This is a genomic window from Sinomonas gamaensis (genome assembly GCF_005876955.1).
Classification (GTDB): domain Bacteria; phylum Actinomycetota; class Actinomycetes; order Actinomycetales; family Micrococcaceae; genus Sinomonas; species Sinomonas gamaensis.
The window spans coordinates 42,375-65,952 of sequence record NZ_SSCL01000015.1 but is presented as its reverse complement, the minus strand read 5'-3'; the positions used below and the strand labels follow the sequence as shown (position 1 = coordinate 65,952).

General features: G+C 69.2%; 18 protein-coding genes and 1 riboswitch. Of the genes, 10 read left to right on the top strand and 8 right to left on the bottom strand.

Annotated elements, in window-relative coordinates:
- The first annotated feature begins 5 nt into the window (after positions 1–5).
- The 6 genes from E5679_RS20935 to E5679_RS17155 all read left to right on the top strand — a co-directional run bounded on the left by E5679_RS20935 (position 6) and on the right by E5679_RS17155 (position 5,849).
- Entirely contained in the window at positions 6–458 is a 453-nt protein-coding gene (locus E5679_RS20935) for a hypothetical protein (protein ID WP_171042428.1), read from the top strand.
- 64 nt (positions 459–522) lie between these two features.
- Positions 523–692: riboswitch (M-box (ykoK) riboswitch) on the top strand.
- Positions 693–913: 221 nt separating this feature from the next.
- Positions 914–2,569 carry an NRAMP family divalent metal transporter gene (locus tag E5679_RS17175; protein ID WP_138418130.1) on the top strand — a complete coding sequence of 552 codons (1,656 nt, stop codon included), beginning with the start codon at positions 914–916 and terminating at the stop codon, positions 2,567–2,569.
- Between the two features lie 91 nt (positions 2,570–2,660).
- Positions 2,661–3,737, top strand: a complete 1,077-nt coding sequence (locus tag E5679_RS17170) for a YeiH family protein (protein ID WP_249336208.1) — start codon at positions 2,661–2,663, stop codon at positions 3,735–3,737.
- 138 nt (positions 3,738–3,875) lie between these two features.
- Positions 3,876–4,460 (top strand): hypothetical protein, encoded by a 585-nt coding sequence (locus E5679_RS17165; RefSeq protein WP_138418189.1) that lies wholly within the window; start codon positions 3,876–3,878, stop codon positions 4,458–4,460.
- A gap of 91 nt (positions 4,461–4,551) precedes the next feature.
- A complete protein-coding gene (locus tag E5679_RS17160; protein ID WP_138418126.1) occupies positions 4,552–5,295 on the top strand; it encodes a YcnI family copper-binding membrane protein in 744 nt (247 codons plus the stop codon).
- A complete protein-coding gene (locus tag E5679_RS17155) occupies positions 5,295–5,849 on the top strand; it encodes a copper resistance CopC family protein (RefSeq protein ID WP_138418124.1) in 555 nt (184 codons plus the stop codon). The genes E5679_RS17160 and E5679_RS17155 overlap by 1 nt, the downstream gene beginning before the upstream one ends.
- A gap of 50 nt (positions 5,850–5,899) precedes the next feature.
- Here E5679_RS17155 and E5679_RS17150 read toward each other — a convergent pair whose 3' ends face one another.
- Genes E5679_RS17150 through E5679_RS17140 form a run of 3 tightly spaced genes read right to left on the bottom strand, consistent with a single transcriptional unit; the run spans position 5,900 to position 11,406 of the window.
- The gene (locus E5679_RS17150) at positions 5,900–7,144 is read right to left on the bottom strand and encodes an MFS transporter (RefSeq protein WP_249336207.1); all 1,245 of its coding nucleotides are present in this window, start codon (positions 7,142–7,144) and stop codon (positions 5,900–5,902) included.
- A 20-nt stretch (positions 7,145–7,164) separates the two neighbouring features.
- The gene (locus tag E5679_RS17145; RefSeq protein WP_138418120.1) at positions 7,165–9,177 is read right to left on the bottom strand and encodes a penicillin-binding transpeptidase domain-containing protein; all 2,013 of its coding nucleotides are present in this window, start codon (positions 9,175–9,177) and stop codon (positions 7,165–7,167) included.
- Between the two features lie 45 nt (positions 9,178–9,222).
- On the bottom strand, positions 9,223–11,406 hold the full coding sequence (locus E5679_RS17140) for an ATP-dependent DNA ligase (protein WP_138418118.1): 2,184 nt from the start codon (positions 11,404–11,406) through the stop codon (positions 9,223–9,225).
- 114 nt (positions 11,407–11,520) lie between these two features.
- Between E5679_RS17140 and E5679_RS17135 the strand changes: the two genes are divergently transcribed.
- Entirely contained in the window at positions 11,521–12,180 is a 660-nt protein-coding gene (locus E5679_RS17135; protein WP_138418116.1) for a dihydrofolate reductase family protein, read from the top strand.
- A 10-nt stretch (positions 12,181–12,190) separates the two neighbouring features.
- Positions 12,191–12,637: a PPC domain-containing DNA-binding protein gene (locus E5679_RS17130; RefSeq protein WP_138418114.1), complete on the top strand. Its 447-nt coding sequence runs from the start codon at positions 12,191–12,193 to the stop codon at positions 12,635–12,637.
- An 8-nt stretch (positions 12,638–12,645) separates the two neighbouring features.
- Here the strand turns inward: E5679_RS17130 and E5679_RS17125 are convergent, their stop codons facing one another.
- Genes E5679_RS17125 through E5679_RS17105 form a run of 5 tightly spaced genes read right to left on the bottom strand, consistent with a single transcriptional unit; the run spans position 12,646 to position 20,434 of the window.
- A complete protein-coding gene (locus E5679_RS17125; protein WP_138418111.1) occupies positions 12,646–14,016 on the bottom strand; it encodes a carboxylesterase family protein in 1,371 nt (456 codons plus the stop codon).
- The gene (locus E5679_RS17120; RefSeq protein ID WP_138418109.1) at positions 14,013–15,986 is read right to left on the bottom strand and encodes a flavin-containing monooxygenase; all 1,974 of its coding nucleotides are present in this window, start codon (positions 15,984–15,986) and stop codon (positions 14,013–14,015) included. Before E5679_RS17120 ends, E5679_RS17125 begins: the two co-directional genes overlap by 4 nt.
- Positions 15,967–17,589 (bottom strand): FAD-binding oxidoreductase, encoded by a 1,623-nt coding sequence (locus tag E5679_RS17115; RefSeq protein ID WP_138418107.1) that lies wholly within the window; start codon positions 17,587–17,589, stop codon positions 15,967–15,969. The genes E5679_RS17120 and E5679_RS17115 overlap by 20 nt, the downstream gene beginning before the upstream one ends.
- Before the next feature lie 28 nt (positions 17,590–17,617).
- The gene (locus tag E5679_RS17110) at positions 17,618–18,952 is read right to left on the bottom strand and encodes an NtaA/DmoA family FMN-dependent monooxygenase (RefSeq protein WP_138418105.1); all 1,335 of its coding nucleotides are present in this window, start codon (positions 18,950–18,952) and stop codon (positions 17,618–17,620) included.
- A gap of 57 nt (positions 18,953–19,009) precedes the next feature.
- Positions 19,010–20,434: an MFS transporter gene (locus E5679_RS17105; protein ID WP_138418103.1), complete on the bottom strand. Its 1,425-nt coding sequence runs from the start codon at positions 20,432–20,434 to the stop codon at positions 19,010–19,012.
- Positions 20,435–20,640: 206 nt separating this feature from the next.
- Between E5679_RS17105 and E5679_RS17100 the strand changes: the two genes are divergently transcribed.
- Positions 20,641–22,134, top strand: coding sequence for a 4-hydroxyphenylacetate 3-hydroxylase N-terminal domain-containing protein (locus E5679_RS17100; RefSeq protein ID WP_138418101.1), 1,494 nt, complete (start codon positions 20,641–20,643; stop codon positions 22,132–22,134).
- Positions 22,135–22,141: 7 nt separating this feature from the next.
- Positions 22,142–23,569 (top strand): MmgE/PrpD family protein, encoded by a 1,428-nt coding sequence (locus tag E5679_RS17095; protein ID WP_138418099.1) that lies wholly within the window; start codon positions 22,142–22,144, stop codon positions 23,567–23,569.
- Positions 23,570–23,578: the final 9 nt, after the last annotated feature.

Genomic DNA, 23,578 nt, shown 5'->3' with positions numbered 1-23,578 from the left:
ATCCCATGACTGAGCCAACAGCACCCACCGAAGCCATTGAGCCGCCCGCTACTGCGTCCGTCACTGCGGCACAGCCGGCCGCCGGCTGGGGCGCACCGGTGTGGGGCGCCTCCGCGCCTGCTCAGGCCCCCGTGATGGACGACGACGAGCCCTTCGTCCCAGCCCCGCGGTACCGGATGGGGCGCCTCACCAAGATCCTCGTCTGCGTGTGCCTCGTGCTCGCCGGCGCGCTCGGCGGGGCGGCGATCCAGAAGGCCGTCGACACGCGGACCGGTGGGTCGAACCGCGCGAACTTCTCGCAGTTCACCCCGGGAGCGGGCACTGGCCAGACTGGCGCGGGCACCGGCGCCGGAACCGGCGCAGGATCTAGCCAGAATGGGGCTGGCACTGGCCAGAACGGTGGCTTCGGCCGCAACCGCGCGACGCAAGGCAGTGGCGCGGGGAGCGGCGGCAACTGACGAGGGACCTCGGGCCGGTTTCTGAGTTGTGCTCCGAGGTCCGGCGTGTATTCTGTGCACGCAAGGTGCCGTTCGTTAGCTGAGGCTCCTTCGCGGAAACAAGCCAGCGACCCTAAACGTCGAGAGACGCCACCGGTCAGGACAGGCTGCCCCGGGCTAAGGGGCAACCCCGATTGGCTCCCTCATCCGAGGGTCACGACGCGAAGTGCCAAAGGTCTTACGAGGAAGGGCATCCCGGGCGAACTGCTCGGGGCCTCCGAGGCACGTGAAGTCGAGCCCGGGAGGTGATCCGCCATGTCGTGCGGTGACAGTAGTACCTCCGTGCGCTCCATCTGACCGCCACCGGTTCAGCAGCGCACCTCACCGTTCCCGCATGCCCTCGCGGCCCGACTCAGGGCCCTTTCGGCGTGCCCGCTTCACGATCCCCGGCCACCGCTGGGAGGAAGCAGGTCCCGATGACCGAAACAACCCTCACCCATGCGCCTTCCGCCCTCGATTCTGCCCATGTTGGCGACATCAAGGGAGCCTTCGGCACGATCCGCTTGGACGACACGTCAGGGACTCGAACTTGGCGAGCTCGAATCAAGACGCTTCTGGCCATCATCGGGCCCGGCCTGATCGTCATGGTGGGCGACAACGACGCCGGTGCGTTCGGCACGTACACGCAGGCCGGGCAGAACTACGGCACCAGCCTTTTGTGGACACTCCTTCTCCTTGTCCCGGTGCTGTACGTGAACCAGGAGATGGTCCTCCGGCTCGGAGCAGTGACCGGTGTGGGCCACGCCCGCCTCATCGTGGAGCGCTTCGGGAAGTTCTGGGGCGCGTTCAGCGTGATCGACCTGTTCATCCTCAACGCGCTCACGATCGTCACCGAGTTCATCGGCATCAGCATCGGACTCTCGTACCTCGGCGTCCCCAAGATCCCCGGGGTGATCGTCGCCGCCCTCGTGGTCGTGGGAGCCACGAGCACGGGCTCGTTCCAGCGCTTCGAGCGCGTCTGCATGGTCCTGGTGTTCGGCTCGCTGATGCTCGTGCCGATCTTCTTCCTGTCCGCCCCGGATTATGGCCAGATCGCCCACGGCCTCCTCATCCCGGGCGTGCCCGCTGGGTCGAGCATCTCGGACGTGACACTGCTGATCATCGCGATCGTCGGTACGACCATCGCCCCCTGGCAGCTGTTCTTCCAGCAGTCCTACGTGATCGACAAGCGGATCACGCCGCGCTATCTGAAGTACGAGAAGGCCGACCTCTGGCTCGGGATCGTCATCGTGGTCATCGCGGCGGGGGCGATCATCTCCTTCACAGCGTTCACGTTCGCCGGCCGCCCTGAGTTCGGCCAGTTCACGGACGCCGGAGGCGTGGCCGACGGCTTGGGGAAGTACCTCGGCCATCTCGCGGGCATCCTGTTCGCCCTGGCCCTGATCGATGCCTCGATCATCGGCGCCGCCGCCGTCGGGCTCTCGACTTCCTACGCACTCGGCGACGTCCTCGGGCTCAAGCACTCCCTGCACCGGAAGGTCAGCGAGGCCAAGGGCTTCTACGCCGCCTTCGCAGGCATCATCCTCATCTCCGCCGTCATCGTGATCGTTCCCGGCAGCCCTCTCGGGCTCCTCACGGTCGGCGTCCAAGTCCTGGCCGGCGTGCTGCTGCCCTCTGCGACCCTGTTCCTCCTGCTGCTGTGCAACGACAAGGCCGTCATGGGCCCGTGGGTCAACGGCAAGGCGATGAACATCTTCACGTCGATCGTCATCGCGATCCTCGTGATCCTCTCGGTGGTCCTCACCGCGGCGACGCTCTTCCCGGACCTTGGCGGCGGCGCCATCATCGGGATCCTCATCGCCGGAGTCGTCCTCGCCATCGTGACCGCCGCAGTGGTCGGCGCCCTGAGAATCCGCTCCCGTGCTAGAGGCGAGCTCACGGCGCAGCCCGCAGCCGCCGTCGACCGCTCCCAGCGACTCACCTGGCGGATGCCGCCGCTGGCGCTGCTCGAGCGACCTCAGCTCTCGCTCACCCGCCGCCTCGGCCTCGGTGTGCTGTGGGTCTACCTGATCGTGGCGATGATCCTCGTGGTGGTCCGGGTAGTCCAACTCGCTCTCGCCGGGGCCGCCTGACCAATATCCTCCGCACTCATATCAGCAGAGCATGCCCCCATGCCCAATCGCCCTCTACTGGCGAGTACGAATTGGGTACAAAGTGGAATACGTGAACTCCGTCAGCGACACGTCAGGCCTGCCAGCACCAAGGTCGGAGTCGGAACTGACGAAGAACCGCACTGCCCTCTTGAGGGCGCTCCCCGGCCTCGCGGTCGCGGTCGCCGTGGCCCTCGCCGCGACCCTCTTGGGGCAGACCGCGCCGCTCATTGGCGGACCCGTGTTCGGCATTCTGCTCGGGTTGCTCGCGGCCACCCTCATCCGTCCGCTCAGGGGCCATATGTGGAGGGCCGGGTACCGCGCCGCTGGGACCCACGTGCTGCAGGCCGCCGTTGTGGTGCTCGGAACGGGCCTCTCCCTGCAGCAGGTCGCGCAGGTCGGCGGAAGCTCCCTTCCTGTCATGCTCGGGACCCTGGCAGTGGCGCTCGGCGGCGCGGCGCTCCTGGGCCGCCTGCTCGGGCTCGACCCCGACACCCGCACCCTCATCGGGGTCGGGACGGGGATCTGCGGAGCATCGGCGATCGCGGCGACTTCTGCCGCGATCAAGCCGAAAGAGTCGGATGTCGCCTACGCGATCGGCACGATCTTCACGTTCAACATCGCGGCCGTTCTCCTGTTCCCGCCCATCGGCCATCTGCTCGGCCTCAGCGCCCACTCGTTCGGCCTGTGGAGCGGCACGGCCGTCAACGACACCTCCTCGGTCGTCGCCGCGGCGGCGAGCTACGGTGGCGGGGCGGCCTCGTATGCGATCGTCGTCAAGCTCACGCGCTCGCTCATGATCATCCCCATCGTCATGGTCCTCGCTGCCCTGCGTGCCCGCCGCATGCGAGTGGACGGTCACGGCCTCCCAGCCCGCATGCCCTGGCGCCGGATGGTCCCGGCCTTCCTCATCGGCTTCCTCATCGCAGCCGGTCTCGACACGGTCGGCGCCATCCCGCCCGCATGGCATCCCGGGCTGTCAGCATTCGGGACCTTCCTCATCACGGTCGCCCTTGCGGGCATCGGCCTCAGCCTCCGGTTCGCCGAGATGCGCAAGGCCGGTCCGCGGCCGCTCGTGCTCGGCGGCTTGCTGTGGGTGGCGGTAGCCCTCGCCAGCCTCGGCCTGCAGGCCTTGACGCAGACGATCTGAACCACCGAAATCCTCGGCCGATTCCCCACGTGTCGGCGCCCATCCGTAGAGTAGTGACAGTTGCCGATGGGGCTTCTCCTGTCCTGATGGCTTCCCCTGTCCTAGTGGCTTCCCCTGTCGACGGAAGGCGGTGTGAGCATGCGTGCCCTGTTCAGGCTCGCCCGTGCCGCCGTCGTCGGCGGAGCCACCGTCTTCCTCGCCGCCGGGGCCCACGTGGCTGGCGGGGGCGCGCTCCCCGACCCGCTCATCGTGGTCGGAATCCTCGCCCTCGTCCTCGTGCCCGCCATCGCGCTGGCGGGGCGCAAGATCTCAGTGGTCGTCATGCTCGGCATGCTGGGCGCGGGTCAGCTGGGGCTGCACTGGGCGTTCGACGCACTCTCAGTCTCAGCGTCCGCCGCGCCTCCGCCGTCCGCGAGCCACGTGCATGTCCTCGCCGCGCTCTCCGCGCCAAGCACGAGTGATCACCTCCACGGCGACAGCGCCCTCATGCTCGTCGGGCACATCTTTGCCACGATCGCGACCGCGCTTGTGCTCGCCCGCGGCGAGCAGGCGCTATGGGCGCTGCTCGCATGGCTGACGCCCCTGGTCCGACTGCTCGCAGCGTTCGCCCCCCACCCGGCTCCGGCCCTTCCGGCCTTCTCCGAGGAACCTCTCTCTCCGGCCTGGCGCACACTGTGCCTGCCTGCGCGGCGTGGGCCCCCGCAGTCGCCCGCGGTCGCCTGAGGCGTCCCTCAGCTCACTCGCGCCCCGCGCGAAGTTCCTCCGTCCCTCCCGGGCACAGCCGTGCCCGTCAGTACCGAAGGCTATGCAAACCATGAAGAAGTCCCTCCGCCGTACCCTCACGCTGGTCGGCACCGCCGCAACGACCGCCGCGATGGTTGCTCTGGGCGCCGGCGCCGCCTCTGCGCACGTCACCGTCAACCCCGACGACACCGGCGCCAACGGCTACTCCCACCTGACGCTCAACGTCCCGAACGAGTCGGCGACGGCCAAGACGAACAAGCTCGAGGTCAAGCTGCCCACCGACACCCCGTTCACGTCAGTCTCGGTCAAGCAGATCGACGGCTGGACCGCCCAAGTCATCACCAGCGAGCTCCCGAAGCCGGTTACCGTGGGCGGCTCGACCGTCACCAAGGCGCCGACCTCGGTGGTCTGGACCGCGAATGACGCTGCGCACGAGATCGGCCAGAACCAGTACCAGACCTTCTCCCTCTCCGTCGGCAAACTGCCGGCCGCGGGAACGAAAGTGGTGCTTCCCGCTGCCCAGACGTACACGGACGGCTCGGTGGTGAACTGGGACGAGACGGCCCAGGACGGCCAGCCCGAGCCGAAGCACCCGGCCCCGTCCTTCACGACGACGGCGGCTGACGACGCGACTCCGGCGCCGAGCACCAGCACCTCAGCTGCGGTCGCCCAAGGCACGACGACGGCCACGGCGGCTTCGCAGACGAGCGACGTCGCGGGCGTCTGGGGTCTGGTGCTCGGCGCCCTCGGGGCCATCCTCGGCGCGGCGGCGCTCGCGCTCGTTCTGGCCGGACGCCGCAAGGCTGACAAGTGATGAGGAGGCTCTGGACTCGGGCTGCCGTCGTCGTCGGGCTTGCGGCCGCGCTTGCGCTTCCGGCGAGCGCCGCTCAAGCGCACGACGTCCTGGAGTCGACGAACCCCGCCAACGGGTCGACGGTCGCCTCCGTCCCGGCCTCGATCGTCCTCACGTACGATCACACGCCGATCGCCATCGGGACCGAGATTCTCGTCAAGGACGCGACCGGCGCGAATCAGGCCGACGGCCCTGCTCAGGTGGTGGACAACAACGTCAGCCAGGCGATCAAGCCTGGCGCCCCGGCTGGCACTTACACCGTGGTGTGGCGGGTGGTGTCCTCCGACTCGCATCCGATCGAGGGCACGTTCACGTTCACGGCGACGGCCGCGGGCAGCGGATCCCCGAGCGCGGCTGCACCTGCCGCGAGTCCGACGGCGTCCGCCCCTGCGAGCCAAGGCTCCGCCGTCGATGTCCCCGTGTGGGCGATCGTCGTGGGGATCCTGGTGCTGGCCGCGATCGTGGCGCTCGGCTACTTTGTCCGCCGCGCGCTGAGGGCCACGAGCGAGGGCTGACCCTTCGGCGCTCCCTCCGCTTCCGCTTGCGGAGGGGGCGCCGCGGGGCGCTATGCCTCTTCGCGGCGGGTGGCACCCGCGAGCACGAGCGCGACGGCGATCGGCACGAGGATGGCCAGGAGCGCAAAGCGCAGGCCCACGCGATCGCCGAGGAAGCCGAGGAACGGCGGGCCCGCGAGGAACGCTATGTAGCCGATGGTCGAAACCACCGAGACTCGGGCGGCCGCGTGCCGGGGATCATCCGAAGCCGCGGACATGCCCATCGGGAAGGCGAGCGCGGCCCCGAGGCCCCACAGGAGTGCCCCGAGGGCAGACAACCAGTACATGCCCGAGAGGGAATACAGGGCAAGCCCCACGAGGGCCGAAACCATGCTGAGCCGCAACGCCGTGACGCGCCCGAGTCGGTCGATGATGCGGCCGCCGAACCAGCGGGCCACCGTCATGGCCCCCACGAACAGGGCAAACAGCCCGGCCCCTGCGGCCTCGCTCGAGCCGAGGCCGTCGACCACGCCCTTCGAGATCCAGTCGTTGCCGGCGCCTTCCGTGAGCGTTGCCCCGAGCACGACGACGCCGATGAGCAGCGTGCGCCGGTGGGTCCACGCGGCGAGCGCCCCGCCCGGTTCCTTCGGTGCGGGAGCCGGGGACACGCCGTCGGCCGCTGCCTCGGCGGTTAGCTCGACGGCGGCTGGCATCTCGTGCTGAGTGAGCGGCAGGAAGTGCCGCGGCACGAGGATCATGATGATGAGGACCGCGATCATGATCGCCGCGAGGTGCGTCGGCAGCGGGACACCGAGCGCGCTCAGGGCGGCCCCCACGAGCGCGCCGAGCACGGCGCCGCCGCTGAAGCCCGCGTGGAACTGCGGCATGATCGTCCGGCCCAGGCGGTGCTCGACGTCCGCGCCCTCGATGTTCTGCGCCACGTCCCAGAACGCGATGCCCACGCCGAAGACCGCGAGCCCGGCCGCGACCACCACCACCGAGTGGGCCAGAAGGCCCGCGGCGAGGGTGCCGCCGGCGGCGACCGCGAGCACGCCCCCTAGCCGGACGGTCCGGATGATCCCGACCTTCGAGGAAACCGGCCCGACCAGCGGCATGGCACACAGCGACCCGATCGCGCCGATGAGCAGGACCAGCCCCATTTCGCCGGTCGAGAGCGTCAGCGTCTCGGTGACGGCGGGAATGCGCGCTGCCCAGCTGGCGAAGATGAATCCGTTGGTCGCGAAGATGACGAAGGTCGCGATGGCGGCACGGCGGATGAGGGCTCGATCCGGCTGGGTGGCTGAGGCTGCGGTCAAGGGCTGGTCCTCTGGGAGGTTCATTGACCGGCCTTCGTGAGGAAGTTGGTCAGCAGCGGGCCGGAGACGGTGGCGCCGAGGCCGCCCTCGTCGACGAAGACGGCGACGGCGAGGTCGCCGTGCGTTCCGATGATCCAGGCATGCGTCTTCGGCGGGTTGTCGCTTCCGAATTCGGCGGTGCCCGTCTTGGCACCCACGGGCGCTCCCGGGACGGAGAGGAGGAAGCCGGCGTGGCCGCTCGTGACCACGGCCCGCATCATGTCCTGGAGCGCTGCCGCCTCGGTCTGGGTGACGGGCTTGGAGCCGCCCCCGGCCTTGGTGGTCGGGCTCGGAGACGCGCTCCCGCTCGGCTCTTCCTCGTCCTCGCCGACGTTCAGCACGAGCCGCGGCGAGACGACGGACCCCTTCTGCACCGAGGCGGCCATGACCGCCGCCGCGAGCGGGGACATCAGGATCTTGCCTTGGCCGATCATGGACGCGGCGTGCTCGGTCGCCGACGCCGCGTCGGGAGGCACCGAGCCGAGGAAGCCGTCGGCGCCGAGCAGCGGCGCCTCGATGCCGACGCCGAGCGACGACGCCGACGCGGCGAGCTGCTCCTGCGTCACCTTGTCGCGCTGCGAGATGAAGGCCGTGTTGCACGAGTGCGCATAGGCGTCCCGGAGGGAGATCGTGCCGAGGTGGTCCGCCGGATATCCGGTGGCGTTCTGGAAGGTCTTCCCGTCCACGGTCAGGGTCGGCGTGCACTGGACGGGGAGATCCGGCGTTGCGCCTTGCCTGAGGAGGGCGAGCGAGTCGACGGTCTTGAAGATCGAACCGGGGGCGTATTGGCCGAGCATCGCCGTGTTGTATCCGTTGCTGCCGGGACCGCTCGCGGCGGCGAGCACCGAGCCGTCCGAGGGCCTGATCGCGACAATGGCGGAGGCCGGCCCCACCGATGCGAGCGTGTCGTCCGCGAGCTGCTGCAGGCGCGGGTCGATGGTGGTGCGGACGGGTTTGCCCGGCTGAGGGGCGCTCGAGAAGAGCATGCGGGTCCCCGCCTGCTGCGAGGGGGCCGTGGAGGGAGCGGACGACGGCGACGCCCCGCCGCTCGCGGTCGGCGCCGAGGAGGCGGCGCTCCCCTGAGCGACGGCGAGCACAGTGACACCGTCCTTGCCGCGAAGCTGATCATCGTACTTCTGCTCGAGACCCCCAGCCCCTGTCAGGTCTCCCGCCTGAAGTTCGCCGTCCGACTTCTCGATCTGCTCCGCCGTTGCCTGTCCCACGGTCCCGAGGACGGCGCGGCCGAACTCGCGCGTCGGCGCGAGCGGCAAGGTGTCGCTCAGCGCGAAGGCGCCGGGAATGGCGCCGAGCTGTTCGTCGGTGGGCTTCCTGTCGGGCGTGTCCCGCACGACGATCGCCTGGACGAAGGCCTTGGGGCCGGAGGCGGCCGCCTGCTTCGCGTATTCGCCCGGGTCGATCCCCACGAGGGAAGCGAGCGCCCGAGCCGACGCGTCGAGGCGATCCGCGCCGACGAAGGTCTTGTCGATGCCGACGCGCTTGACTGGGCGCATGGTCACAAGCGGCGCATCCCCTGAGCCGAGGATGTCCGCCCGTGGGGGAGCCGCGGACTTGACGGCCAGGACTTCGCCCGCCTTCAGGCCAGGGGCAAGGAGGTCAGGCGACCAGCGGACCCCCCAGTTGCCGCCCTCCTGGGCGACCTGGGCCGTCGTCGTGTATTTCCACTGCTGGCCCGAGAGCTCCCATTCATAGGCGAGCGGTACCGTCGTCGTGCCATTGTTCGTGCTCGCCTGCCCGGCGCTCACCTTGGGCTTGATGTCTCCGAGCCCCCCGACGATGTCCTTGAGCTGGGACTGGGCCGCACCGGCGTCAGTGCCCAGAATCGGCGCGTGGGAGACGTCGAGGGAGGCGATGGCGCTTGAAACCTGCCCCGCGGCCTTCTCGGCGGCGGCCTTGGAGCCGTCATCGCATGAGGTCAGGACGGCACTGAGGAGGGCGACGGACACGACAAGAGCAGCGATGCGAATGTTCCCCACCGACCTAGCCTACTGGCGGCGTGCCGCTACGCAGTCGAGTTCGGGCTAGGCGGGCCGTTCCCCGGACAGGACCGAGGAGAGGTCGTAGCTGACGGGTTCCTCGAGCTGGTCATAGGTGCACGATTCCGGTGAGCGGTCCGGGCGCCATTGGACCCATTGCGCCGTGTGGCGGAACCGCTCGCCCTCCATGTGGTCGTACTTGACCTCGACGACGCGCTCCGGCCTCAGCGGGACGAACGAGAGGTCCTTGTCCGCATTCCAGCGCGAGCGCGCCGCCGCCGTGGGGGTGCGCGGTGCCGACTGGTCGCGGTTGTCCGGCAGCACCGCGGCCGGCTGCGCCCAGGCCCAAGGGTGCCCCTCGAACGTGGTCACGAGCGGCTGCAGCTCCTCGAACAGCTCCTTGCGCCGGGCCAGTGGAAACGCCCCGACGACGCCCACCGAATTGAGCTGGCCCTGGGCGTTGTACAGGCCCAGGAGCAGGGATCCGATCGCGCCGGGCTCGTCCTTGTAAGGCCGGTAGCCGGCAAGGACGCAATCGGCCGTCCGTTCGTGCTTGAGCTTGGACATCACCCGCTTGTCCTCGGCGTAGAGCTCTCCGAGAGGCTTGGCGACGACGCCATCCAGGCCGGCGCCCTCGAATGAGCTGAACCACTCCAGCGCGAGGGCGGGGTCCTTGGTCGCCTGAGTGAGGTAGACCGGGGGCTTGGCGTCCTTGAGGGCCTCCTCAAGAGCCGCGCGCCGCTCACGGAACGGACGCTCCACGTAGTTCGTCTGGCCCAAGGCGAGCAGGTCGAAGGCCACGAAGCTCGCGGGCGTCGCGGCGCTCAGCTTGGCGATGCGGGAAGCCGCGGGGTGAATTCGCTGCTGAAGAGCATCGAAGTTGAGCCGGTCGCCGGTCTCCGGGTCAACGAGGACGATTTCGCCGTCGATCACCGAGTGGTCGGGGAAGTTCGCGACGATGGCCTCGACGAGCTCCGGGAAGTAGCGCGTCATGGGCAGGGCATTGCGCGATCCGATCTCCACCCGATCGCCGGAGCGCCACACGATCGAGCGGAAGCCATCCCACTTGGGCTCGTACAGGTACTCGCCGACCGGGAGCTTCTTCACCGGCTTGGCCAGCATCGGCCCGTACGGTGGGGCGATCGCCGTGCCCCACTCGGCGTCGCGCTCGGCTTTGGGCGCCGAATAGTCCTCGTCGGCTCGGTCCGCCTTGCGCTTGCTCGGCGGCACCCGCGGTGGCTCGCCGGGCATCTTGGGGTAGTCCGGTGGGAAGTTGAGCTCCCCGAGCCCGCGCTCGAGGTCCGCGTCCCACAAGGCGAGGGCACCCGAGATGTCCCCCGGCGCGTCGTCGATATCGGCCCACGGGCAGCCGCGGGCGGCCACGAGCGCGGGAACCGTGCGGACCGTGAAGTCGCGCGGGTCGGCGTCCCGCAGCTCGTCCCAGGTCAGCGGGGTCGAGACCGGCGCATGCGGGAGGGGCCGAGGCGAGTACGCGGCAGCGATCGTCCGGTCGCGGTTCGCCTGGTTGAAGTCGACGAAGACCCGCTCGCCGCGTTCCTCCTTCCACCACGAGGTGGTCACGAGGTCCGGCATGCGGCGCTCCAGTTCGCGTGCAATCCCGATGACGGCGTGCCGCACATGAAGGAACTCGTGCGTGGGCCGGATGCGTGCGTAGACGTGGACGCCTCGGTTGCCCGAGGTCTTCGCGTAAGCCTTGAGGCCAGCCTCGGCCATGACCTCGCGCAGCGCCAGTGCGGCTGTGACGGCGTCCCGGAAATCGCGCCCGGGCTGCGGATCGAGGTCGATCCGCAGCTCGTCCGGGTTATCCAGATTGGCCGTGCGCACCGGCCACGGATGGAAGGTGACTGTTCCCATCTGCGCCGCCCACGCGAGCGCAGCGGCCTCATCGAACACGAGCTGGTCATGGCGCCGGTGGGACGGATAGGTGCACGTCACCGTCCTGAGATAGGAGGGCGCACCCCGCGGCGGCCGCTTCGAGAAGAACTCCTCGCCGTCGATTCCTTCCGGGAAGCGCTGCAGGGTCATGGGCCGGTCGCCGTTGAGCCGCAGAAAGGGCGATGCCACCGAGATCAGATAGTGGGCCAGGTCGCGCTTGGTCAGGGGCTCCCGGCCCTCGACGCCGGGCCACAGCACCTTGTCTGGGCTGCTCAGCTTGACCTCCCGCGCGCCGTCGGGGCCGTCCACGTGCAGGATCTCAGAATCCGCCATGCGCCCAACGGTAGCTGCCACAACGCCGTTGGGGCACGACGTGTTGAACCTTCCGTGGCAGATCCGGAGCCATTAGGTTCGAACACGACACGGTAATTCCCTCAAGGAGATGACATGTCCCTCGTCCGCGTGCACAACTTCTCGGTCTCCCTCGACGGCTACGGCGCTGGCGAGGGCCAGCGGCTGGAGGCTCCGTTCGGCCACGCGGGCTCACGGCTCATGGAATGGGCCTTCGGAACGAAGACGTTCCGTGAGATGGGCCTCCCCGGGGACTCGGAGCCGTCCCGAGGAGTCGACGAGGCCTTCGCCAGTCAATGGGGTCCCGGGATCGGCGTGGAGATTATGGGGCGCAACAAGTTCGGACCTCAGCGCGGGCCGTGGGAGGACGAGGAGTGGAAGGGATGGTGGGGCGACAACCCCGTGTTCCACACTCCCGTCGTGGTGCTGACCCACCACCCGCGGCCGGTGCTCGAGATGGAGGGCGGAACGACCTTCCACTTCGTCGATGCCGACCCGGTCGCCGCGCTCAAGCAGGCCCGCGCCCTCGCCCCCGATCAAGACGTCCGGATCGGCGGCGGCGTCAGCACGGTTCGGCAGTTCCTCGAAGCCGATCTGATCGACCACCTGCACATCGTCGTGGTGCCGATCATCTTGGGCCGCGGTGAACAGCTCTGGGATGGGCTCGAGGGACTCGAAGAACGATTCACGATCGAAGCGACCCCCTCCCCCTCCGGGGTTGTCCATCTGGTCTTCACGCGTCGGGTCAAGGAGTGAGGGCGGCTCGATGAAGAGCACGAGGCTTTCAAGCGATGATGGTGCGGTCTTCGTCGTTGTGGGCGAGCCCGGCGAGGACGCCTTCCAGCTGCTCAGCGACTTCGCGAAGAGCAACCAGCTCAGCGCCGCCCAGCTTACCGGCGTGGGCGCCTTCAGACGCGCCACGGTCGGCTGGTTCGACCGGGAGGCCAAGGACTACCGGCGCATCGAGGTCGACCAACAGTGCGAACTGCTCTCCCTCCTCGGGGACATCGCACTATCCGACGACGGGCCGCAAGTCCACGCCCACGTCGTCCTCGGCCTGCCCGACGGCACGACGCGCGGCGGCCACCTGCTCAGCGGAGAGGTCTGGCCCACGCTCGAAGTCATCGTCCGCGAGACCCCAGCCGTGCTCCGCAAGACGAGTCGCCCCGAACTGGGGCTGGCCCTCATCGACCCCGATCGCACCGACACCTGAGCAGCACCTCACGGCTCGCGGACGCGCAGCGGGGAACCACTCCCCTCGTCGGGCACTTCCTCCGCGGTCACCGAGCCATCCTCCAGCCCCACGGCCCGGACGAAGCCAGGCGCCGTCTGCAGCTTCTCCCCGCCGAGAGCGCGGACGAGCGGCTCACCCCACGCGGCGGCGACAGAGCCGAAGACGGAATCCATGCCCGAAAGCATCGGTGCATCCCACCACTGCTCGCGATTCCGGAAGACGAACGGGACGTCGAAGCAGTGCGGGCTCCCCGCCCCGGCGAGAGGGGACGGGACGTCGAACCGCGAGACATGCACCGCGATCCCGGCCCACCGCAGTTCCCCAGCGAGTTCGCGGCTCACCGAGGCGAACTGGTGCTCCGTCATGTCGTCAGTGAGCCGCTCCCAGGGCGTGCCGTCTGAAGGGCGGTCCTCAGGACGGTCGAAATGCGCGGCGCGGAAGGCGTCCGCCGCAGCCTCGGAAATGCTGGCGAACGGCGGGATGAGCCCGCGGGCCTCGTGCGCCGTCGTCGCCAAGAGCACCTGCTCGACCCGCAACCGGCCGACGGCGGCGCCCCAGTCCTGAACGTCGGGCCGCAGCCGACCACCGGCGAGCGGCTGAACTCCGAGCCCGCGCCCGGCCCATGCCTTGTTGACCGCGGCCGAGGCGGTGGTCAGCAACGCGGCGTCTGCCCGGCTCGGGTCGTCATCCCCGAGGTTCTCGGCGAGAATCTTCCGCCGCTCAAGAGAGCCCTGAGCTCCGGGCGGGGGCTGGAAGGGGAGGCTGTACAGCGCGAGCCGGCGCACCCGCCCCGCGAGCGCCGGATCCTGGGCCGCGACGAACGCGAGCCACGCGCCGGCGGAGTGCCCGGCGAGGGTCACGTCGTCCGGGTTCGCTCCGAAGTGCCGCGCGTGGTCGATGACCCACTCGACGCCGGCGAGGACGTCCTCGACGAGTGGCGACGTGGCGCCTGATGCCCCAAAGCCTGGCGCCCCAAAGCAGGCGGCCGCGCCCAGGCGGTATCCCACGATGGCGACGACGGCCCCCGTAGTCCTCGCGAGCTCGGTCGCGTCGTACCACCGCACCGAGGGTCCGCCCGAGACGTACCCTCCGCCCGGGAGGTAGACAAGGAGGGGAGCGCCCGACGGCGGCAGGTCGGCGGGCGCGAAGACTGTCACCTGAAAGGCCTCGGAGGACGACGGCGACTCGGCTGCGGCGGGCCCGAGGAGCCAATCGAGTCCACCGGCCCGCTGGGGGAAGACGACGGGGTCGTCGACCGTGCCGACCGGGGCGGGGGCGACGGCGGCTCGCACGAGGTGCCCGTCGCCGTCGTCCTCAAGCCGCGCCCAGCGGCACCGGGTGACCACGGCCTCCCTCATCGGATCGGCTCGTAGTGCGCGGGATCCAGGGCTCGGGTGAGGTTCCAGTACTCGAGCACGGGAAGCGGCCAGATCTGCGAGACGCGTCCGAAGCGGTTCTTGTACCAGGTGTGCACGCTCGGGTGACCCCACGCCTTGGTGGCGCTCGCGGCGTCAAGCCTCTCGTAGAACTCCTCGAGAACCTCGGGCCGGAGGTCGAGCGCGGCCCAGCCCTCCTCGAGCTCGCGGTGGATGCCGTCGAGCGCATATTCGAGGCCGTACTCAATCATTGAGAAGAGGCTCCCATTGACCACGTGGCCCGTGTTGGGTCCGGAGACGATGAAGAGGTTGGGGAACCCCGGGACGGTCATGCCGAGGTACGCCTTGGCGTCGCCTCCCCAGTATTCGTGGAGGTCGCGCCCGTCGCGCCCGGTGATCGTCAGCGGCTCGAGGAACTCGCTCGCCTGGAACCCCGTCGCGTAGACGACCACGTCGAGCTCGTGCAGGACCCCGTCGCCGTCGACGATCCCCTCAGGCACGAAGTGGTCGAGCCCAGAGGTGACCAGGGACGTCTGCGGCTTCTTGAGCGAAGCCGCCCACACCCCGTTGTCGCGGAGCATGCGCTTGCCCCCGAGGAGGTAATCCGGGGTCACCTTCGGCAGGAGATCCGGGCGGTCGGCGTACTGCTCGGCGAGCAGGGCGCGCAGGCTCTCCTGGACCCGGTGATGGACCTCGGACACGGAGCCGGGCTGGTTCCACTCCGGGTCGATCACGGTGGTGTGCTGCCGGCCCTCGACCCCGAGCCAGTGCTGCCACAGGCGCAGCCACTGCCCGAAGTGGGGCAGGTGCTCCGAGAGCCAGAGCACGGCGTCCGGCATGTCGTCGTAGTACATGGGGGTGGGGAGCATCCACGGCGAGCTGCGCTGGAACACCGTGAGCGACTCGACCCGGTCCACGATGGCCGGGACGATCTGGTACGCGCTCGCGCCCGTTCCGACGACGGCGACCCGCTTCCCTTCAAGGCTCACCGAGTGATCCCACTCGGCCGAGTGCATCTGCGCGCCGGCGAACTGGTCGCGTCCCGGCGTCTCGGGGATCTTGGGCCGGTCGAGCTGGCCGACCGCCGTGAAGACCGCGTTGACCCGGTGGACGGTTGGGACGCCCTCGATCAGGACGTGCAGCTCCCACACCCGTGCGACGTCGTCCCACCTGATGTGGCGCACTTCGGCCCCGTAGACGACGTCGTCGAGGAACCCGCCGCGCTCGGCCACCTCCCGCGTGTAGGCGTGGATCTCGTGGCCCTGCGAGAACTGCTGCGGCCAGTCGTCGCGCTGGGCGAACGAGAAGGAGTACGCGTAGTTGGGGGTGTCGAGGCGCACTCCGGGGTACGTGTTCTTCCACCACGTTCCGCCCACGTCGTGGCCCTTCTCGAACACCCGCACGTCGATCCCCGCCTGCTTGAGACGATACGCCGTCGCCATCCCGGCGACGCCAGAGCCGACCACGGCGGCTGAAAAGGAGCGGCCGGGGGCGACGTCGTCCACTCGCCACCGCGGGCGACCGTTCGACTGCGGGGCGAGCGCCATGTCGTGCTTGAGGAGGGGTCGGTACGCTGCGTCGGCGCCGTTCGTGAGCCAGTCCGCGACGCGGTCCGCCTCATGGTCGGAGAGCGTGCGCACGCGGGTGAGCCCCTCGTCCCGAACGCGCTTGAGCGCCTCGAGCGCGAGCTCGCGCGCCGCCGCCTGCTGCTCCTCCGTCATGAAGCCGTGCGGCTTCCCGACGGTGTCGACGGGAGGCTGCGGCGGGCGCAGGTCATCGCGCAGGAGGTCGAAGTCGCCGGTCACCGCCGCGAGCGCGACCATGAGGGCCGGAAGCTCGGCGTTCAGGACGATCCGCTCGAGAAAGGCGTCGTCCTCGGTGATCGGGGCGTACTCGTCCCGCGTGTAGAGGTCATCGACCTCCGTGAGAACGTCAGCCAATGATTCGGTCAAGGGAATTCTCCTTTACGGAATGGTCTCGCAGGCGAGCGGGCCACACGCCCTGCTTGCCTGGGGCGATGATGCCCAGCGGATCGACGGCGTCCTTGAGCTTCTCCTGGAAGCGCAGGGCCGCGTGGTCGTTGAAGTCGAAGCCGGCCGCGATGCGGTCCATGTAGTCCACGTGGCTGCGGTACGGCGCGTAGCCACGGGCCCGCGCGGCGTCGAGGAGCCGCGAATAGAGCTCGCGTGCACGCGCGAGCATCTCCTCGTTGCCGCGCTCGAAGAAGATCATGGTCACGTGCACCATGTGCCGCGGGTACAGGTGGTAGCCGATATAGAGGTCGAAGCCGTATTCGGCGTAGAGGGCCTTGGCCTCGCGGTAGAACGCGTAGACCTCCTCGCCCCGCGCGGGGATGATGGGCGCCGCGTCGATGTGGCCGCCGTCGTCGGCCGCCCACGCCACGGTGGAGAGCGGGCGGAGGGTGGGCACGCCGGCCATCTGCGTACGGTCGGCCTCGGCGATCCGCTCGTGCTCGAGGCGCCGGCCCTCCTCCCCCTCATAGACGCGCGCATCGACGCGCGCATCCGGAATCGCGGCGGTGACCCGCTCGCGCACGATCTCGAGGCGCTGCCGCACGAGTCGCGGGTCGCCGTAGAGCCCGAATTTCGCGTTCCATTGGCCGATCCCGAACTCGCGCCGCATTTCGTCAAGCCGCCAGTCGGGAATCGACCCCTCGCCGTCCCAGAAGTCCCTCCGCGAGCCGCGCATAGTGGCCGCCCGCACGACGTTGCCGCAGAGCGCGTTGTTCTGCACGATGTCCTCGCGGCGCAGCTGCGTCAGGACGTCGATGAGCGCGGGAAGGTCCTCTTCGCGCTCGACCATGATGTCCCCGTTCGCGAAGGCCTGCGGCGCGGGCATGAGCCAGAGGCCGCCTGAGACGACGACGCCGAGGTTCGACTGCGTGAACAGGCCGTCGAGCGTTGGGCCGAAGCCGCCTTGGAAGATCGGCCCGAGGTCGGTTCCCTCCATGGCGCCCATGCCCGTGCGCAGGAGGTCGCCATCCGGAAGCACCACCTCGAGGCCGCACAGATTCTTCACGTGGTCGCCCATCGGCGTCATGCCGTATCCGCGGTCCAGCATGTTGCCCAGGACGGAGCCCCATCCGAGGGCGGGCACGCTCATCCAGAGGTCCAGGCCGTGCTCGCGGATGTGGTCGAAGAGGTCGAAGAACGTGACTCCGGGTTCGACGACGGCGTAGCCCAAGCGTGCGTCGACCTTGAGGATGCGGTTCATCCGCGAGAGGTCGAGCGCGACCATGCCGTGATCTCTTGGCTCGGGTCCGCCGTAGCCCAGGTTCTTCCCGCAGGAGAACGTCCACAGCGGCGTCCCGGTCTCGGCCGCGAGGCGGACGAGCTCCTGCACTTCCGACGTGTTCGCGGGACGCACTCCCGGCCACTTGGCCCGCCCCGCCTGGAGCGGGTACGGGTCGATGTAGCCCTCCTCTGCGTGGGGCCGGACCACGTTCTCCGGGCCGACGACGGCGGCCGCCCGCTGCAGGAAGACCTCCCGGGGGTCGGTGGTCACCGGAGCCTCGGACGCGGCGACTGAAGACATGTCTGCTTCCTTCTTCTCTGCAGCTGGCTCAGGCGAGCGCCGCTGTCCTCTTGGCCGACGGGTACGGGAGTCCGAGGTTCTCGCGCAGCGTGGTGCCCTCGTACTCGTGCCGGAAGTAGCCGCGCTCCTGCAGTTCGGGGACGAGCTTGTCGCAGATGAGCTTGAAGCCGGCGGGGTTGAAGGGCGCGTTGAGGTTGAAGCCGTCGCACGCCCGCGCCTCGAACCACTCGATCATCCTGTCCGCCACAGCGCCGGGGGTGCCGGCCATCCACTGGTGACCGGTCGAACGGGCGAGGTCCACGATGAGCTCGCGCAGCGTCATGCCCTGGTCCACGCTCTTGCGCCGGTAGATGTGGTAGCGCGAGCCCCTTGCCGGGTCCTCGCTGAACCACTCTGCGGGGATGCGCTCCTCGAGGTCGAGCGAGCTGAGGTCCAGCTTGAGGTCCGCGCCGACCTGGCGCCGCCCGTTCTCCATGTGGAGGTTGCGTGCAAGTTCCTCGGCGAGGTCGTCCGCTTCGGCTTGCGTATCGCCGAGGATCGGGAGAATTCCGGGGATGATCTTGATGAGCTCTGGATTCCGGCCCTTCGCGGCGGCCTTTGCCTTGAAGTCCGCGTAGAACTGAACGGAGGGCTCGAGCTGCGGCTGGGCAGTGTAGATCGCGTCCGCCACCGAGGTCCCGAGCTCGACACCGGGGCCGGACGATCCGGCTTGGACCAGCACGGGCCGGCCCTGCGGCGAGCGGGGGCCCGGCAACGGGCCCTCGACGCGGAAGTACTCGCCGATGTGGTCGATCGTGTGGAGCTTGGAGGGGTCCACATACCAGCCGCTCGCGCGGTCGTTGATGACGGCGTCCTCCTCCCAGCTGTCCCAGAGCTTCTGCACGACCTCGACGAATTCCTCGGCGCGACGGTAGCGGGTGGGGCCGTCAGGGGCCTCGGTGAGCCCGAAGTTCTGGAAGCCGTCCGAGCTCGTCACGATGTTCCAGCCGGCCCGTCCGCCTGACATGTGGTCCACGCCGGCTAGGAGTCGTGCCACGTTGTAGGGCTCGTAGAACGAGGTGGAGAGGGTGCCGATGAGGCCGATGTTCTTCGTGACAGCTGCCAGGGCGGCGAGCGTCGTCATCGGCTCGTAGAAGCCGTTCATCTTGATGTCGCCGCGGAGCACCGTGTTGGCGTGGGCGATGTCGCCGAAGAAGACGGCGTCGAGCTTTGCCTCCTCCGCCATGCGGGTGAGGTCCGCGACGAACGCGAAGTTGCCCAGCTCGTCGGCCCGGCTGCCCTCCATGCGCCAGCTGTCCTTGTGGTAGCCGGCGGGTAGCATGAAGGTGGTCAGGACCATGTGGTGTCCGCGCGCGTTTGTCATCGGGGTTCCTTTCACACTCCGGGCCGCAGGGGCCCGGGAAGAGTCTTTCGGATGGGCTCAGCCCGCGAGGGCGCGCTCGTCCTGGGCTGTGCCGGGCATGGCATCGGCCTCTGGACCCAGCCGCGTACCCTCACGGCTCAGGCGCACGGCCACGACTCCGGCGGCCAGAATCACGGCCCAGGCCACGCCGACGAGGACGAAGCTTCCCCCAGAGACCATGACCAGCGCCGTCGCTAGCATCGGGGTGAGGCCAGCGCCGAGGGTGGAGGCCGTCTGATAGGAGAGCGACGCACCGGTGTAGCGGACATGCGCCGGGAACTGCTCGGAGATGTAAGCCCCGATCGGGCCGGCGAGGATGCCCTGGATGGCACCGTTGCCCACCACGACGGCGACGGTGAAGCCCCAGAGCGTCCCGTTCTGCAGGAGCGCGAGCGCCGGGTAGACCCACAGGACGCCGAGCACGCCGCCGATCGTGAGCACCGCGCGGCGGCCGATCCGGTCGCTCAACCGCGCTGCGGCGAAGCAGAAGATGATCGTCACCACGGCCGCGATCCCCTTGACGTTGAGAATGCCCTCGCGGGAGACGCCCTCGTCAGCGGCCACGGACACGCCCCACGAGGTGAGGAAGCCTTGGCACGTGTAGAAGCCGAGCGAGCCGATCAGCGTGAGCACGAGCGGGCGCCAGTGCTTCCGGAAGACCTCGGCGGCCGGGAGGCTGCGCTTCCTGTGCAGCTCGACCGCCTTCGCGTCGAGGGTCTGGAAGACCGGCGACTCGGCCACCCTAAGGCGGATGACGAGGCCCACGAGGATCAGCGCGGCGGAGACCACGAACGGGATCCGCCAGCCCCAGTCGAGGAATGCCTTGCCGGTGAGTGCCGACACCGCGGAGACCACGAAGGTGGCCACGAGACCGCCGGCCGGTCCGCCGGAGTTGGCGAAGGCCGCGGCGAATCCGCGCTTCTTGAGGGGCGCGTGCTCGAGGGCCATGAGGGTGGCACCTCCCCATTCGCCGCCCACCGAGAGGCCCTGGATCACGCGCAGGATCACGAGGAGGATCGGTGCCGCGAGCCCGATGGCGGACTGCGTCGGCAGGAAGCCGATGGCCACCGTGGAGAAGCCCATCATGAGCATGGAGACCACGAGCATCCGCTTGCGGCTGACCCGGTCGCCGAAGTGGCCGAACACCAGGCCGCCGAGCGGACGGGCGATGTAGCCCACCGCGAGCGTGCCGAACGAGGCGAACAGGGCGACGGCGGGCGGCAGGTTGGCGAAGAAGACCTTGTCGAAGATGAGCGATGCGGCGGTCGCATACAGGATGAAGTCGTAGTACTCGATGATCGAGCCGATGGTGCTGGAGGCCAGAACCCGTCGGAGTTCCTTGGTGTTGAGCGAATCCGAGGCGTTGGGAGATTCCGCTGCGTTGGTCGAGTCCGAGTTCGACGAGCCCGAGACAGATCCAGCTCGCGACGTTGCGTGCTTCATAGGGGTGACCTTCTGGGTTGAAGTGGGCTGAGTCACTCCAGAGTGGCACAGGTCGAGAAGAAAAGAAAGATTTTCAGGAAGAAAAAATATTCTTGGGGCGAGCAACGTTGTTACTACGCCTACCCCTTGCCTTCCGCTGCCTAACTTTGTAATCTTCTTCACAGATTATATTTTCTGGCCTTCGGGTCACGGACAAGGAGGTCGCGATGACGGCACGCAACGGAAACCAGTACCGCACGGGACTCGCGGACGACCGCGAGGTCTGGCTCGGGGACGAGCGGATCGATGTCACGGTGCACCCCGCGTTCGCGGGATCGCTCAACGGCATGGCGGGCTACTTCGACTACCAGCACAAGTACTCCGACGACTGCCTCATGATCGATCCCGAGACGGGGCAGGAGCACAACGTCTCGCTCCTGCGCCCACGGAACCGAGAGGACATCGAACGCCGGCATCGCGCCTTCGACCGCCTGGCCCGCTACTCGAACGGCATGCTGGGCCGCACCCCGGACTACGTGAACGTCGTCCTTGCCGGGCATGCGAGCCGGCAGGACATCTACGATCGGTCAGGGGATCCGGTCTACTTCCAGCGCCTCGAGGCCTATTGGCGGCTCGTCCAGGAGCAGGATCTCGCGCTCACCCACACGATCGTGCACGCCGCGATCGACAAGAGTGTGGGCGAGCTCCAGGGCATCAACGAGGAGCTCACGCTCCGCGTCGTGGAGCGGACGGAGCAGGGCGTCGTCGTCCGCGGCGCAAAGATGCTCGCGACGCTCGGCCCGATCGCCGACGAACTGTACGTGTACCCGGCGACCCCCATCCAGAAAGGCTTCGAGGAGTACGCGCTCTCCTTCGCGATCCCGGTCGCGAGCCGCGGCGTCGTCGTCGTGTGCCGCGACCACTATGGGGTGGACATGGACGTCGCCGACCGCCCGTTCTCGTCGCGGTTCGACGAGCAGGACGCGGTCATCATCTTCGACGACGTTCTCGTCCCCTGGGACCGCGTGTTCATCGACGGGGACCTCGGCGTGTACAACGCCATCAACGCGGCGACGGCCACCGGAAACACTCAGCAGCAGACCGCCATCCGCGCCGCCGTGAAGCTCGAATTCGCCTACGACCTCTGCACCCAGATGGCCAAGGTGACCGCCACCGACGGCAAGCCGGATGTCGCCTCCCTGCTCGGCGAGATCTACTCATACCTGCGCATCGCCCGCTCGGTCGTGGCCGACGCCGAGAACCGCGCGTCCGATTGGGGCGGCGGGGCCTTCTTCTGCCACGACGACATCTCGTCCCTGCGCACCGTCCTCCCGATCTGGATGGCGCGCGTCAACGACATCATCAAGACCATGGGCTCGCACAACCTGCTCGCGACGCCCACCGCGCGCGCCTTCGAGGACCCGCGCCTCGGCCCGCTCCTGCACAAATACCTGCCCGGCGCGAACGGGATCGCCCCTGAGGAACGCGCCCGCATCTTCCGCACCGCGTGGGACTTCGCGGGATCGGCCCTCGGCAGCCGGATCGAGCTCTACGAGCGCTTCTACCTCGGTTCCGTCGGCCGCGCCCGCGCCCTCGACCACAAGAAGGCACAAGCCAAGGGCGAGACCGGCGCGTTTGCCGCCATGTTCGCCGAGGCCGGCATCGCCCCGGTTCCGGCACCCGCCGACGAGTTCGACGACGTCGTCCCCACCGGCGCGTGAGAAGACGATGACGACGACGGCCCCCACCGCGCGCTCCCACTCCCGCCCCTCTCGCGATGCAGCGAGGGCAGCCCTCACCCAGCGTCTGGCGGAGCACGTGACGAGCACAGCGTCAGGCGAGATCCCCGACGAAGCGCGGGAGAACGCCGTCGTCCGTGTGCTCGACGCGCTCGGGTGCGCCCTCGCGGGGCACAGGGCGCCGGGGGCGGAGAAGCTGCTCACGCTGGCCGCGGCATGGGGCGGGAGGGGCGACGCGCGGATCCTCGGCACGAGTGCCCGAGTTCCGTCCCGCACAGCGGCGTTCGCCGGGAGCGTGCTCACGCGGTCGTTCGACTTCGAGCCCGTGAGCGCCGAGGGGCCCGGGGGTCAGGAGGTTGCTGCGCACATCACCGGCACCACCGTCCCGGTGGCCCTCGCCGAGGCCGAGCGCCACGGAGCGAGCGGCGCGCAGCTGCTGGACGCGCTCGTCCTCGCGGACGACGTGACGGCGCGCCTCGCCGTCGGCAGCGGGTTCGACGTCTATTCGGGCCAGGACAACACGGGGACCGTCAACGGCCTCGGGGCGACCGCCCTCGCGGCGCGTCTGGCCGGCCTCGACGGGCAAGGGCTCGTCGACGCGTGGGGCATCGTGCTGCAGCAGCTCGGCGGGTCGGTGGCACCGATCTTCGACCACGCGCCCGCGTTCCGTCTGCCGATGGCGTTCGCCGCCCACGCCGGGATCACCGCCGTCGAACTCGCAGCCCTTGGCTACCGCGGCGAGGATGATCCGCTCGCCGGGCGCTTCGGATTCCTCGACCGTTTCTGCGCCGAGCCGGACCCGGCGCTCATGCTCGAGCGGCTCGGCGAGGTGTTCTGCGCGGACCGGGTGATCAAGCCGTGGAGCTCGTGCCGCGCAAGCCAGCCGAGCCTGGACGCCGCGGCCCGGCTCTACGCCCGCGGAATCCGGCTCGCGGACTGCGAGACCGTCCGGGTCCACGTGACTCCTCGGACCGCCGCGGGTTTCGTGGGCGCACCGTGGAATCCGGGGCGGAATCCTGAGGTCAGCGCGGCCTTCAGCCTTCGCTTCACGACCGTCGCGGCGCTCGCGCATGGGACAGTGCGCCCCGAGCATCTCCTCGCGGCCTCGGCCCCGCAACTCGGAGCCGCGGCGGCCGCCGTCGACATCGTCCCGTCCCTCCCGCCCGAGGAATACCTCACCGCCGAGGTCGAGGTCCTGCTGCGAGGCGGCGAAACCGTCCGCGAGCGCGTTGAGACCCCGCTCGGGGATCGCCACCACTCCCCTCTCACCCAAGGCGACATCGAGGAGAAGTTCCTCGCCAACGCCGCATTCGCGGGCCTTCCCTCCGGGCTGGCCCATGAGGCCCTCGGGCTCGCACTCGCGCTGCCTGGCGCCCCCACGGTGAGCCCGCTTCTCGACGCACTCACCATCAATTGACCCCCCGCT

Coding starts and splice junctions, on each gene's coding strand:
- E5679_RS17115 (WP_138418107.1), bottom strand. CDS start 17,589: ATGTCTTCAGTCGCCGCGTCCGAGGCTCCGGTGACCACCGACCCCCGG.
- E5679_RS17105 (WP_138418103.1), bottom strand. CDS start 20,434: ATGAAGCACGCAACGTCGCGAGCTGGATCTGTCTCGGGCTCGTCGAAC.
- E5679_RS17175 (WP_138418130.1), top strand. CDS start 914: ATGACCGAAACAACCCTCACCCATGCGCCTTCCGCCCTCGATTCTGCC.
- E5679_RS17100 (WP_138418101.1), top strand. CDS start 20,641: ATGACGGCACGCAACGGAAACCAGTACCGCACGGGACTCGCGGACGAC.
- E5679_RS17110 (WP_138418105.1), bottom strand. CDS start 18,952: ATGACAAACGCGCGCGGACACCACATGGTCCTGACCACCTTCATGCTA.
- E5679_RS20935 (WP_171042428.1), top strand. CDS start 6: ATGACTGAGCCAACAGCACCCACCGAAGCCATTGAGCCGCCCGCTACT.
- E5679_RS17155 (WP_138418124.1), top strand. CDS start 5,295: ATGAGGAGGCTCTGGACTCGGGCTGCCGTCGTCGTCGGGCTTGCGGCC.
- E5679_RS17160 (WP_138418126.1), top strand. CDS start 4,552: ATGAAGAAGTCCCTCCGCCGTACCCTCACGCTGGTCGGCACCGCCGCA.
- E5679_RS17165 (WP_138418189.1), top strand. CDS start 3,876: ATGCGTGCCCTGTTCAGGCTCGCCCGTGCCGCCGTCGTCGGCGGAGCC.
- E5679_RS17095 (WP_138418099.1), top strand. CDS start 22,142: ATGACGACGACGGCCCCCACCGCGCGCTCCCACTCCCGCCCCTCTCGC.
- E5679_RS17130 (WP_138418114.1), top strand. CDS start 12,191: ATGAAGAGCACGAGGCTTTCAAGCGATGATGGTGCGGTCTTCGTCGTT.
- E5679_RS17135 (WP_138418116.1), top strand. CDS start 11,521: ATGTCCCTCGTCCGCGTGCACAACTTCTCGGTCTCCCTCGACGGCTAC.
- E5679_RS17125 (WP_138418111.1), bottom strand. CDS start 14,016: ATGAGGGAGGCCGTGGTCACCCGGTGCCGCTGGGCGCGGCTTGAGGAC.
- E5679_RS17140 (WP_138418118.1), bottom strand. CDS start 11,406: ATGGCGGATTCTGAGATCCTGCACGTGGACGGCCCCGACGGCGCGCGG.